This window comes from Colwellia meonggei (assembly GCF_057537295.1).
Map to the genome: position 1 here is coordinate 181,708 of NZ_BAAJLZ010000001.1, position 12,724 is coordinate 194,431.

The 12,724-nt window shown below is 38.0% G+C and carries 11 protein-coding genes; 3 read left to right on the forward strand and 8 right to left on the reverse strand.

Going from position 1 to position 12,724, the window contains the following annotated elements:
* The first annotated feature begins 43 nt into the window (after positions 1-43).
* Complete coding sequence (locus AC27E9_RS00875; RefSeq protein WP_487126372.1) at positions 44-1,516, forward strand: DUF418 domain-containing protein; 1,473 nt, start codon at positions 44-46, stop codon at positions 1,514-1,516.
* 54 nt (positions 1,517-1,570) lie between these two features.
* Here AC27E9_RS00875 and ubiK read toward each other — a convergent pair whose 3' ends face one another.
* Positions 1,571-1,822, reverse strand: coding sequence for a ubiquinone biosynthesis accessory factor UbiK (ubiK, locus tag AC27E9_RS00880; protein ID WP_487126374.1), 252 nt, complete (start codon positions 1,820-1,822; stop codon positions 1,571-1,573).
* Between the two features lie 186 nt (positions 1,823-2,008).
* Here ubiK and rep point away from each other — a divergent pair, with 186 nt between their 5' ends.
* Positions 2,009-4,033 carry a DNA helicase Rep gene (gene rep / locus AC27E9_RS00885; RefSeq protein ID WP_487126375.1) on the forward strand — a complete coding sequence of 675 codons (2,025 nt, stop codon included), beginning with the start codon at positions 2,009-2,011 and terminating at the stop codon, positions 4,031-4,033.
* A gap of 117 nt (positions 4,034-4,150) precedes the next feature.
* On the forward strand, positions 4,151-5,146 hold the full coding sequence (locus tag AC27E9_RS00890; protein WP_487126377.1) for a GGDEF domain-containing protein: 996 nt from the start codon (positions 4,151-4,153) through the stop codon (positions 5,144-5,146).
* Positions 5,147-5,164: 18 nt separating this feature from the next.
* Here AC27E9_RS00890 and AC27E9_RS00895 read toward each other — a convergent pair whose 3' ends face one another.
* The 7 genes from AC27E9_RS00895 to recG all read right to left on the reverse strand — a co-directional run bounded on the left by AC27E9_RS00895 (position 5,165) and on the right by recG (position 12,683).
* Positions 5,165-5,914, reverse strand: a complete 750-nt coding sequence (locus AC27E9_RS00895) for a substrate-binding periplasmic protein (RefSeq protein ID WP_487126378.1) — start codon at positions 5,912-5,914, stop codon at positions 5,165-5,167.
* A 148-nt stretch (positions 5,915-6,062) separates the two neighbouring features.
* Positions 6,063-6,542 (reverse strand): YehS family protein, encoded by a 480-nt coding sequence (locus AC27E9_RS00900; protein ID WP_487126380.1) that lies wholly within the window; start codon positions 6,540-6,542, stop codon positions 6,063-6,065.
* 55 nt (positions 6,543-6,597) lie between these two features.
* Positions 6,598-8,163, reverse strand: a complete 1,566-nt coding sequence (gene ubiB, locus AC27E9_RS00905; RefSeq protein WP_487126382.1) for a ubiquinone biosynthesis regulatory protein kinase UbiB — start codon at positions 8,161-8,163, stop codon at positions 6,598-6,600.
* On the reverse strand, positions 8,156-8,803 hold the full coding sequence (locus AC27E9_RS00910) for a ubiquinone biosynthesis accessory factor UbiJ (RefSeq protein ID WP_487126384.1): 648 nt from the start codon (positions 8,801-8,803) through the stop codon (positions 8,156-8,158). The genes ubiB and AC27E9_RS00910 overlap by 8 nt, the downstream gene beginning before the upstream one ends.
* A gap of 4 nt (positions 8,804-8,807) precedes the next feature.
* Entirely contained in the window at positions 8,808-9,596 is a 789-nt protein-coding gene (gene ubiE / locus AC27E9_RS00915; RefSeq protein WP_487128245.1) for a bifunctional demethylmenaquinone methyltransferase/2-methoxy-6-polyprenyl-1,4-benzoquinol methylase UbiE, read from the reverse strand.
* A gap of 130 nt (positions 9,597-9,726) precedes the next feature.
* Complete coding sequence (locus AC27E9_RS00920) at positions 9,727-10,491, reverse strand: substrate-binding periplasmic protein (protein WP_487126386.1); 765 nt, start codon at positions 10,489-10,491, stop codon at positions 9,727-9,729.
* Between the two features lie 113 nt (positions 10,492-10,604).
* Positions 10,605-12,683 carry an ATP-dependent DNA helicase RecG gene (gene recG / locus AC27E9_RS00925; protein WP_487128247.1) on the reverse strand — a complete coding sequence of 693 codons (2,079 nt, stop codon included), beginning with the start codon at positions 12,681-12,683 and terminating at the stop codon, positions 10,605-10,607.
* Between the last annotated feature and the right edge of the window lie 41 nt (positions 12,684-12,724).

Below are 12,724 nucleotides of genomic sequence, written 5' to 3' on the forward strand. Positions count from 1 at the left end.
ATATTTAGATCAGATAAAATAATAATAAAAATAAGGAAGTTTTATGTCAAATGATCAAACTAAGCAAGCAGATTTACCTCTGTTTTCATTAACTAGTACAGATAATTTATCGCCAATCGCGATGAATGAACGCATTGATGCAATGGATATACTCCGAGGTTTAGCTTTAATCGGTATTTTGTTGATGAATATAGAGTGGTTTAATCGTGCTATCGCCGGTTTAGGCAGTCAAGATACTAGTTTGACGGGAATAGATCATGCAGTGGGTTGGTTCATTCGATGTTTTGTTGAAGGAAAGTTCTATACCTTGTTTTCATTACTTTTTGGTATGGGCTTTGCCGTGATGCTCATTCGAGCTAAAGAATCTAAGCGCCCTTTTGGGGCTTGGTTTTCTCGAAGAATGTTAGCACTAATTGTTTTTGGCCTTTTGCATATGGTGTTTTTATGGGGTGGTGACATTCTGCATGTTTATGGTTTTGCGGGGTTTCTATTACTGGGTTGGGTGACATTATTAAAACGAGAGCGTTTTAAAATATATGATAATCCGAATGCCTTTTTTAAACTTTCTGTTGTCTGGCTCTCTGTGCCCATTTTTGTAGCGATTCTGGCAGGTATTAGCTATGGCGTAATGCAAGACAATGATGATTTAACCTTACTATGGCAAGAAGAAAGGCAGGTTACTGAGCGTGTTGAGGCAATTCATGCAGAAACTGATGTTTTATTAGAAAAAAATAATGACGAAATTGCGCAACAGTATAGTACTGACTCAGAACAGTTATCTTTGCAAACCTCTATTGAGCAACAAGCACAAGCTATTATCGTTCAGCAACAAGAATTAGCAGCCGATGAAGCAGAAGAGATAGCCGCCTTTACTCAAGGAAGTTATATAAAAGCAACTGAGTACCGATTAGGCTTTACGCTGTTTATGCTGATATTTGCCATACCATTTTCTTTTATGATGCTATTACCATTATTCATCTTAGGCTATTGGCTAGTATCAAGCGGTATCATGAAGAATTATCGACACCACTCTGGTACTTTCAAAGCGGTGGCTTGGGTTGGTATAAGTATGGGACTAGTTATGGAAGTATCAGGGTTGCTAGTTACGCAACATCCTGTTGCCAACCAAGTTTCATTGCTCTTGGTGGTTGGTGAAACACTCTTTTACATTGGTCAACTCGTCATGACAGCGGGTTACTTTGGCTTAATCATGTATCTACTAAATATTGGTAAGTGGTATAACAGGTTATCAATATTTGCGCCAATGGGTCGTATGGCACTCACCAATTATATTAGTCACTCAGTAATATTAACCAGTATTTTTTATGGTTATGCGGGTGGTTACTTTGGTGAAATATCCCGTGCACCACAAATGTTGATTGTGTTTGCAATTATAATGTTTCAGTTATTTCTTTCACGCTGGTGGTTAAATAACTACGCTTTTGGGCCACTTGAATGGCTGTGGCGCTGTTTGTCTTACAAGAAATTGCAACCAATGCGTATTACGGAAAATTAATATTTAAATTTGTTTACAGGCCTATAGCTTATCGACTTTAGGCCTTTAATTAGGTTATTCGGCGTTAAACTTAGCTTCTAATTCTGCAACTTTTGCCTCAAGTTCAGTTAATTTAGCGCGGGTTTTAATCAGAACTTGTGTTTGCACGTCAAACTCTTCGCGTGTTACTACGTCAAGTTGCGACAGTTTTCGTTGTAACACTACTTTAGTTTTGTCTTCCATTTCGTTAGCAAATTCTTTTAGTCCTGCAGGAATTGAATCTGTGACTTGCTTGGCGATATCTTCTATTTTTTGAGCGTTGATCATCTGAGTTCTCTGTATGGATAAGCAATGACGTTATTGTAACCAATCTTAGCAACATTGATAATTAATTCGCACATAAAGAATGTAAGAAAATGCCCTACTTGGAGAAAGTTTATGTTGTCTTGCGTTAAAAGCAGGTAAAATTGGCGGCCGATCATCTTATTCACGAAATTGAGTTACAGCGCAGCAATGAAATTAAACCCAGGTCAAAATGAAGCAAAGAAATATGTTAGCGGTCCATGCCTAGTGTTAGCTGGGGCTGGTAGTGGTAAAACAGGGGTTATTTGTCAAAAAATTGCGTACTTAATTCAAAACTGTGGTTACAAAGCGAAAAATATCGCTGCGGTTACTTTTACTAATAAAGCTGCACGAGAAATGAAGGAACGTGTGGTTAAAATGATGGACAAGTCGTTAACACGTGGTTTAACGGTATGTACTTTTCATTCTTTAGGCTTAGATATTGTTCGTCGAGAATTAAAAACTTTAGGTTATAAACCCGGCTTTACACTTTTTGATGACCAAGACACACTTGCGCTATTGAAGGAACTTACCCAAGAACAGCTTGATGGTGATAAAGATTTATTAAATAAGCTGCAGATGATGATTTCTAACTGGAAAAATGACCTGCTACTGCCTGATGCCGCTATTAAGCAAGCTGGAGATGCCGATGCTAGATTATATGCAGAGTTTTATGGCATGTATCAAAAGCATATGAAAGCTTATAACGCTTTAGATTTTGATGATTTGATTTTAATACCAACATTATTATTGCGCAATTACCCTGAAGTTCGAGCCCGTTGGCAACAAAAAATTCAGTATATGTTGGTGGATGAATACCAAGATACTAATGCGAGCCAGTATGAATTAGTAAAACTAATCACCGGTGAGCAAGGCTTGTTAACTGTGGTTGGAGATGATGACCAGTCAATCTACTCTTGGCGTGGTGCCAAGCCACAAAACCTAGTGCTATTGGGGCAAGACTATCCTAATTTAAAATTGATTAAGCTAGAGCAAAACTATCGTTCAAGTGGCCGTATTCTAAAGTGTGCCAATATCCTGATTGCCAATAATCCACATGTATATGACAAAGCTCTTTTTAGTGAACTTAACTATGGTGTTGAACTGAGAGTACTGCAAACAAAAAATGAAGAGCATGAAGTAGAGCGCGTTGTTGGTGAGCTGATTGGTCATCGCTTTTTAAATAAAAGTAAATTTAAAGATTACGCAATTTTGTATCGTGGGAATCATCAATCTCGCTTACTTGAAAAAGCACTGATGACTAACCGTATACCCTACAAAATTAATGGTGGTACTTCATTCTTTTCTCGCGCTGAAATAAAAGACATGATGGCTTTTTTGCGTGTGCTTGTTAATCCTGATGATGACAATGCTTTTTTACGCATTGTTAATGTTCCACGTCGAGAGATAGGGCCAACTACCCTAGAAAAATTAGGGAGTTACGCAAATATGCGACAAATTAGCATGTTTGCCGCTAGCTTCGAGTTAGGGTTAGAACAGCATTTAACGGGGCGTGGCTTAGTCAGCGTGCAACGATTTACGCAATGGTTAGTTGAAACCGCAGATCATGCTGAGCGTGGTGAAACCTCAGCGGTATTACGTTCCATGGTTCGTGAAATTAACTATGAAGATTGGCTATACGATACTTCGCCTAGTGCAAAAGCAGCTGAAATGCGTATGAAGAATGTAACTCAGCTATTTAGTTGGGTGACACAGATGTTAGAAGGCGATGATGATGAAGAGCCGATGACATTAGCGCAAGTTGTTACGCGTTTAACATTACGCGATATGATGGAACGTAATGAAGATGAAGAAGACACCGATCAAGTGCAATTAATGACTTTACATGCTTCAAAAGGCTTAGAATTCCCGTATGTATTTTTAATTGGTATGGAAGAAGGTTTATTGCCACACCAAACTAGTATGGATGAAGGCAACGTAGAGGAAGAGCGACGGTTAGCTTATGTGGGAATAACGCGTGCCCAGCGAGAATTGATATTTACTTATGCGCGAGAGCGACGTCAATTTGGTGAAGTAGCGCGAACAGAAGCAAGCCGATTTTTACATGAATTACCGCAAGACGATCTAAGTTGGGAGTTAACTCAAACCAAACAAAGTATTGAGAAGAAGCAAGCAACCGCAAAAATGGGTGTGGCTAATTTACGTGAAATGTTAAAAAAGAAGCAACAAAGTTAACACTATTTTCTTGATTAGGTTCAATTACTAACCTAAGACAAACAGCTTTACATTGACGGTTAATATTTAGACAGGTATTTTAATGGGATAACTAAATCTTACATGTGACAGAACGTAATGACAAAACGCACTACATCAGAAACCATGCTACTGATTTTAAGTGCGTTATCTGCTTTATTAATTTTGCCATTTGTATATTTACGTTATTCAGAAGGTGATTATCTTGTTGCCTTGATTGACGCAATAATTATTCTTATTTTAATCGCATTTTTCATCTTTGTTTATGTCACTCGTAAGGTTGAAAAAGCAAAGCTATTGCTGGCGTCTTTTTTAGCTGTTGCAATTGCGTCGGTTGTAATTATAAGAGGGCTGGGACATATATATTGGCTATATCCGGCTATCATTGCGTTTTACTATATTCTGCCAGAACGCGTGGCTGGAGTGATATGCTTACTAGCGATTTCGGTCATTTCCTTTCAAATATATCCTCAACTTAGCATCATAGATTTTGTGACTATTGTTATGTCACTATTACTAACTTTATTGTTCTCTTTTATGATATTTAACAATTATCGTAAATCAAATGAAAAACTAACCTTATTGGCGACGATAGATCCTTTAACTTTGACGGGGAATCGTAGAGCACTCGATCTCAAATTAGCTGATATTCTTGCTGACCAAAAGCGACAGTTTACTCAAGCATCACTTTTACTTTTAGATCTTGATCACTTTAAACGCATTAATGATAAGTATGGCCATGCTATAGGCGATCAAATATTGGTTGATGTCGTGCAAGCCCTATCAGAACATACACGGCCTTTAGATGCTTTATTCCGATATGGCGGTGAAGAGTTTATCATTGTGCCATTGAAGATAACTTTGCCTGATGCAATAGCTGTAGCAGAGAAGCTCAGAGCACTAATAGCTAATCATCAGTTTGTTAAGGGTATTCAATTAACAATTTCTATTGGTGTTGCCCAATACCGTATGGATGAAAGTGCTGAAGCATGGATAGCTAGAGCTGATGCCGCACTGTATGTTGCGAAGGAAGATGGTAGAAACAAAGTTGTTGCTGAAGCTAAAAAAATACATTGCCCAACCCAGGAAAATTAATCACTGTTTTAGATTGGTTTATAGATCGTATTTATTGATAATTTTTTGGTAAATGCCAGCGTCTTTAATTTCAGTTAACGCCTTTGCTAATTGCTGTACAATTTCTTTTGATGTATCTAAACCGGTGGCAATGTTTAATTCATTGGGGAAGTTTGTAATAGATAAATAAGGGGTGATATTTTCTGGTTTAAAACCTGCTTTTTTGATATCTCTATCTAAGGCCATATAGTTGGTTAATACCAAATCTATGCGTTTATTAAATAACATTGCCCACATATGTTTGCTTGTAACACTAAGCGATAGATTTTGATGTTCTTTAAAGCCATGTGTTTTTAGAAAGTGTGCAGAATGATAACCTCGAATAGTACCTACGAAAAATGCTTGTGCATCATTAAGTGATGACAACTTAATACTTTTGTTATCTTTTAGGCCAACAAGCACTGCATAGCTTCGATAGGTTTCTCCAACCCATTGAAAACTCTTATCTCGATTTGGTGTTTTTAACAAAGAAAACATGAACGTATTTGCTTGTGTTTTAGTTGCTTGAAAGCTACGAGCAAACGGCCTAATTTGAATATTTCCAGTTAGGTTTGCTTGTTTAAGAACGGCCTCAACTATTTCAACTAAGGCACCGTCAACCTCACCCTGTTGATTAATAAAATGATAAGGAGGGAGCTCTTCGGCGAGGAATGTAAGAGGTTGTTGGATAGCGAAAATTGTCTGTGTAAAAAAACACAAAGCTAAACACGAAACCTTTAATTTTAGCATTCGACTCACTAGCATTTGATAACTACAGCAAACTGTTATTGGTTATAATATAACCTAACTGGTTTAACAGGTAAACCAGCTTCAAGTAACATATAACAGAGGTAACACACTCAGCAAATAGTATTTTTTGAATTAATTGCTGTGTGCGCTACTCTTTGATTTCTTTAATGGTAGAACGATATTTTAAATGTAAGCCATTAAAAAATTTTGTTAAGGTTTCATCGTGACAAGGGCGGTAGTGCTTATGCTCTGGCTTTCTGAAAAAGGCACTGAGTTCATGCTTACTTAAAGTGAGCTCTGCTGCAGCAAGTAGGTTAATAATATCGTCAGCCTTTAATGCCAACGCTATTTTCACTTTATTAAAAATAATATTGTTATTAACTTCTTGGTTTAATTGCGCTTGCGCCCCTTCTTTTTTACCTCGATTTTCAATAATTAAGCCATCAAGGAAGCTTGCCAAAATATTATTAGGTAAGCGTGAAAATTTATGTTCTCCATTTTTTCGTAAGTAATTTTCAATTACTTCATCTGCTTGCTGACATTCGGCATGCTGAAACAATGTGGAAATTTTTTCACTATTTAAAGCGAAAATATAACGAATGTGCTGAAAAACTTCGTTGTTGGTCATGTATATTCCTATTGAAAATGCTTGTTAAGCTATAAGCTTGAACAAATACCAGTGGTTATGTAAAAGCGATGGTTAGGCAAATAGCAATAGTTGCTATTAAGGATAGCTTCGTTATTTGTTTGCTATGTTGATTTTGTTGTTGATGAAGTTTATTTAACATCAATAACTGCTGGCGTTGAGCTTCACGATTAGTTTTTAGATAGTCATAAACTAAGTCTGGAATTTCAGGTAACTTTTCGTTCCAAAATGGCAAGTTGTCTTTTACTTTTGTAAATACCGCCTTAACACCCATTTGCTCTTTAACCCAGTTTTCCAAAAATGGTTTTGCTGTTTGCCATAAATCAAGCTGTGGGTACAATTGTCGGCCTAAGCCTTCGATATAAAGTAAGGTTTTTTGCAATAAGACCAATTGCGGCTGCACTTCCATATTAAAACGTCGTGCAGTATTAAATAAATTTACTAATACTTGTCCAAAAGATATTTCTGAAAGTGGTTTGTTAAATATTGGCTCACAAACTGTGCGAATAGCAAACTCAAACTCATCAACACTGGTGTCGCCAGGGACCCAACCGGAGTCAACATGTAGTTGTGCGACCTTACGGTAATCTTGATTAAAAAAGGCAACAAAATTTTCTGCTAAATAACGCTTATCTTCACGGTTTAAGGTACCAACAATACCACAGTCAATAGCAATCCAAGTTGGGTCGTCAGGGTTCGTAGCATTAACGAAAACATTACCCGGGTGCATATCTGCATGAAAGAAACTATCACGAAAAACTTGCGTAAAGAATACTTCAACGCCACGTTCTGCAAGAAGTTTCATATTTACGTTCTGTGTGGTTAGCATGTCAACTTCACCAACACCAATACCGTAAATTCTTTCCATTACCATAACTTTTTTGGAGCTAAATTCGCTATAAACTTCTGGTACGTAGAGAACTTTGTCGCTTTCGCGACCTTGGCTGAAATTTCTATTTAATTGAATGGCATTTGCTGCTTCACGGTTTAAATCTAATTCTTCTAAGATGGTTTTTTTGTATTCCGCAACAACTTCTACAGGGCGTAATCTTTTGCCGTCAGGTAGCCACTTAGCGACAATGCCAGCGAAGCGCGACATCACTTTAATATCGGCTAAAATAGTTTTTTCAATATTTGGTCGTAGGACTTTTATGACGACTTCATGTTCTTCATCTTGGTGCAACATAGTTGCGGTATGAACTTGTGCTATAGATGCCGAAGCTAAAGGGGTAAAATCAAAATGTTGGAAATGCTGGGTAAAAACGTCTTGTCCCATAGCATTAATGATTATTTTCTCGGCATCTTCGCCTGAAAAAGCAGGCACTTTGTCTTGAAGTAATGTCAGTTCAGTGGCGAAGTCATCTGGCAGTAAATCTCGTCGAGTTGACAGCATTTGACCAAACTTCACAAAAACTGGGCCAAGCGACTCTATGGCTATACGAAAGCGTTCAGCTTTGCTTTTATCTTTATGTTTATTTCTCAGCCAAAATAATGAAGAACGGGCAACCTTTACATACCATGGCAGGTATTTTTTGGGCAAAAGTTCATCTAAGCCAAACTGCAAAAATGTTTTTACTATTTTGTATAAACGCTTGCTACTCACTGTTGGCCTTATTATGTTGTTTAGTTAAATGCTCAATACGACTACTGAGTTGCTCGACATGGCTAGAGGCTTGCTCAACACCTTGGTAGTAATGTGTTAGTTCGCTTTCGGTAACAAAAATATTTTTCTCGTGAATTAACCATTCACTGGCATCAGATTGAACTTGTTGGCGAGCGAAGCTTAATTTTTTAGCTAAACTCTTTCCTAATTGACCAATCTTATAAGTTGGAATATCACCAATACGTTTCGCTAATTCACTGCGCCAGTCGATATCAAGAGTACTGGCTATATCGGCAAAGCGTTGGGCTATTTTAATATCACCTTCAATATCTAACTTATCTTGTTTAATTAAGTCAGTTAAGTTTTGCTGATCTTTTAACGTTCGTAAGGTTTCGATACTAGACGTTAAGGTGCAATCACTTTCATTAACGCCGCTGCTAACATGTATTTTTTCAGCGCTTATAAAGAAGTTTAATGGAAAACCCAATTCCGCTAACTTAACCGTTAAGGATTTTTCGTTTAACGGGATTAAAGCGCGAGTTCCATGCAAGTTATATATTAACGCTTGGTTAAATAGTTTTTCTATCACCGCACTAATGGCTTGAGCAAACATCAATTGTTGACTTATAGAAGATGGCATAGTGCTAGAACTTATAACCTTTGTGGAGTGCAACAACACCACCCGTTAAGTTTTTATAACTGGTTTGCTCAAAACCGGCATTATCCATCATAGACTTTAAGGTTTCTTGATCTGGGTGCATGCGAATAGATTCAGCTAAATACTGATAGCTGTCGCCGTCTTTTGCGACAAATTCTCCCATTTTCGGTAAAATATTAAACGAATAGAAGTCATATGCTTTATTTACAAGTTCATGTTCAGGTTTTGAAAATTCCAAGACCAATAAACGCCCGCCAGGCTTTAATACGCGAAAAATAGACCGTAAAGCCATATCTTTGTCAGTGACATTTCTTAAACCAAAGGCAATGGTTACGATATCAAAGGTGTTATCTTCAAAAGGTAGATACTGTGCGTTGGCTTGTACATATTCAATATTTTGTACTAAACCGCGATCGCGTAATTTATCACGGCCAACGTTGAGCATAGAGCTATTTATATCAGCTAAAATAACTTTACCTTCACGGCCAACTAATTGTGAAAACTTTGCAGTTAAGTCGCCAGTACCACCAGCTAAATCAAGTACCTTATTACCTGGACGTACACCACTTGCGTCAATAGTGAAGCGTTTCCATAGGCGATGAATACCAAAAGACATCAAGTCGTTCATCACATCATATTGTTGGGCAACAGAATGAAATACTCCGGCAACTTTAGATTCTTTTTCAGTTTTATCGACAGTTTGAAAGCCAAAATGAGTGGTGTTTTCATCGCTATTAGCGTTATTGCTTTGATGATTTTGATCGTGTGCTGACATCATGTGTTCACTATTAACTAAAATTGTCGTTAGTTTACCGCATTTTCTTTGATTAATTAACCATAGAGATCAAGGTGATAATTAATAGATTTGAGCAGATGTTGTAAAAATTATTATTAGGTCTTGTTGTTTAAGGTTTAAACCATTTATCTGCTATTGTTGTTATGCTGCCATTGGCGCGTAACTCATCGTATGCGCGTTGTATCTTTCGGCGAATTCGAAGTGAAGTATCATGACTGGCTGCGATATAAAGCTCATGTTTTTGCTGCGGAAAATCAAGCGTTTTCGTTAAATCATACTGACTAACAGCCATTGATTTTAAGCGCCAATTTAAAATTAACTCATTGGCGAGAAAGTAGTCCGCTCTTTGTTTGGCAACCAAGGCAATTGATTGTTCTTTAGAGTCAGTAAACAGGAAATTTTTTTCTGTTAAATTTGCGTAGTTTCGAAGCATAAGCTGATGATGGTCATGGCGATTAACGGCAATAACTTCATCGGTTATATCATTAATTGAGTTGAGTACATTATTGTTACCTTCATAACTCCATAGACTTGCCGTGCTATCACTTAGTTTTATTAACCAATGGAACTTTTTTTCTCGCTCAGCTTTTTTCACCATTGAAAGAATGAGAGTGTTTGGTTTAGTTCGTCCGATGCGGTATGCACGATCCCAATTGGTTGGCATAATAGAATAGTCAATATGGGCTTGTTTTAAGGTAGCTTTCAACACCTCAATACTATAACCTTCAACAGGATGTTTTGGATTACTGTCAATTATTTGAAATGGTGGCATGTGCTCAGTCACAACCATTAGGTTTTCATTTCTTGCCAATGTTGATGTTGAGCACAAAGCAATTAATGATAAAAGTATAATGAATGAAGTTGAACGAAACATATAGTATTTATTTTAACCTGATGAAAACTATCTCGGACAAATTATAGTCGATATTGGTTACAGGTAATTCGCAGGTTTGTTATTGTTTTGTAATCAATTGTGCAGTGTCTACATTATGCGTTTGAATAATGTTCACGATTGCCAAGCCAACGGTCAATCAGAGCCATGGCTTGTTTTGGATGTTTTTTCCAAATCAAATAGGCGCTTTGTTGAATTTCAGGAATTAAATGGGCATCTCGCTGTAAATCAGCAATTTTTAAATCAGCAAGTCCTGTTTGCTTAGTGCCAAGTAGTTCGCCAGGCCCTCGAATTTCCAAATCTTTTTGTGCAATGACAAAACCGTCATTACTTTCCCTTAGCACATTTAAACGCTTGGTTGCTGTTTTCGATAATGGTGCCTTGTACATCAACACACAGTGGGAGGCGATGGAGCCTCGACCAACACGACCACGTAATTGATGTAACTGTGCAAGACCAAGGCGTTCTGGATTTTCAATGACCATTAAACTGGAGTTTGGTACGTCAACACCCACTTCAATAACGGTAGTAGCAACCAGTAAATCAAGCTCTGCTTGTTTAAATTGCTCCATTACCGCTTGCTTTTCGTCAGCTTTCATTCGGCCATGCACTAAGCCAATTTTTAACTCATTTAATTGCTCTTGTAAATAGACGGCAGTATCTTCAGCTGCTTGGCATTGCAAAACTTCTGATTCTTCAATAAGCGTACATACCCAATATGCTTGGCGGTTATCGTTGATACATCCTTGGCGAATACGCTCAATAACGTCATCTCGCCTGCTATCTGGTAAGGCAATGGTTTGAATGGGAGTGCGTCCCGGTGGTAGTTCATCAATAACTGAGGTATCAAGGTCAGCATAGGCTGTCATGGCTAATGTGCGAGGTATTGGGGTTGCGGTCATAATTAACTGGTGTGGATAATTGCCCTGCCAAGCCCCTTTTTCACGTAGTGACAATCGTTGATGGACGCCAAATCTATGTTGTTCGTCAATAATGATCAAAGCAAGTTTATTGAATTCTACTTGCTCTTGAAATAGTGCATGGGTACCAATAACCATTTGCATATCGCCATTTGCAATATGCTCTAGGGCAGTTCTTCGGGCTTTAGCTTTGGTTTTTCCCGCTAGCCAACCGACTGAAATTGATAGTGGCTCAAACCATTTCTGAAAGTTTATTGCATGTTGTTCTGCTAAAATTTCAGTGGGTGCCATTAGTGCTACTTGAAATCCCTGACCAATGGCTATTAATGCTGCTAAAGCCGCAACTAAGGTTTTACCTGAACCGACATCACCTTGTACTAAACGCATCATAGGTAATGGCTTTTGTAGGCCTTGCTGGATTTCTTTGGTTACTCTTGCTTGTGCCCCTGTAGGTGAAAATGGCAATGAGGCAAGAAATTTTTCATTTAAGGCTTTATCTAACGACAGTGGTACCGCTGGATGTTGGTCGCTAGAAGCCCGTAATTTTAACATACTTAAGTTATGAGCCAGCAATTCCTCTTTAATTAATCGTAGTTGTGCAGGATGTTTCCCTTCTTCCATTAAGGTTACTGAGGTGTCTGGCGGGGGACGATGAATAAGTGCTAACGCATCTGCTAAATCATATTGTTCGTGGCACACATCGGCAGGTAAAAGTTCTTCAACTTGACCACGTTGCAAGCGCTTTAAGGTTTGTTCTGTTAAGTTTCGCAATGAAATTTGTCGTAAGCCGTCGGTGGTTGGATACACTGGTGTTAATGTTTCTTCGACAGGTGTTAAAGCTTGGTCTTGATCGAGTGGCTTATACTCTGGGTGAACAATTTCAAAACCACGCATACCCCGATTAATTTCACCATAACAACGGATACTCAAGCCAATGGCTAAACTGTTCTTTTGGCTAGCAGAAAAATGGAAAAAGCGTAAATTAACACTACCAGTACCGTCATTAATGGTTACTAGCATCATTCTGCGTTTGCCTTGAATGATTTGGTTTTGGGTGATTTCACCAATAATATTAGTGTAGATACCAGGTATAAGATCGCGTACCGTAGTAATTCTGGTGCGATCTTCATACCGCAACGGTAAATGAAAAAGTAAATCTTGTAGGCTCACTAGACCTATTTTTTCCAGTTTACTGGCCATGCCGGGACCAACACCCTTTAACGTTGTTACAGGGATTTTGGCTAAGTTATTCAGCGCTTCGATTTGTCGTGGCACAATGTGATTTCTCTATAAAT

Coding starts and splice junctions, on each gene's coding strand:
- ubiE (WP_487128245.1), bottom strand. CDS start 9,596: ATGTCAGCACACGATCAAAATCATCAAAGCAATAACGCTAATAGCGAT.
- ubiK (WP_487126374.1), bottom strand. CDS start 1,822: ATGATCAACGCTCAAAAAATAGAAGATATCGCCAAGCAAGTCACAGAT.
- AC27E9_RS00890 (WP_487126377.1), top strand. CDS start 4,151: ATGACAAAACGCACTACATCAGAAACCATGCTACTGATTTTAAGTGCG.
- AC27E9_RS00920 (WP_487126386.1), bottom strand. CDS start 10,491: ATGTTTCGTTCAACTTCATTCATTATACTTTTATCATTAATTGCTTTG.
- rep (WP_487126375.1), top strand. CDS start 2,009: ATGAAATTAAACCCAGGTCAAAATGAAGCAAAGAAATATGTTAGCGGT.
- AC27E9_RS00895 (WP_487126378.1), bottom strand. CDS start 5,914: ATGCTAAAATTAAAGGTTTCGTGTTTAGCTTTGTGTTTTTTTACACAG.
- AC27E9_RS00910 (WP_487126384.1), bottom strand. CDS start 8,803: ATGCCATCTTCTATAAGTCAACAATTGATGTTTGCTCAAGCCATTAGT.
- AC27E9_RS00875 (WP_487126372.1), top strand. CDS start 44: ATGTCAAATGATCAAACTAAGCAAGCAGATTTACCTCTGTTTTCATTA.
- AC27E9_RS00900 (WP_487126380.1), bottom strand. CDS start 6,542: ATGACCAACAACGAAGTTTTTCAGCACATTCGTTATATTTTCGCTTTA.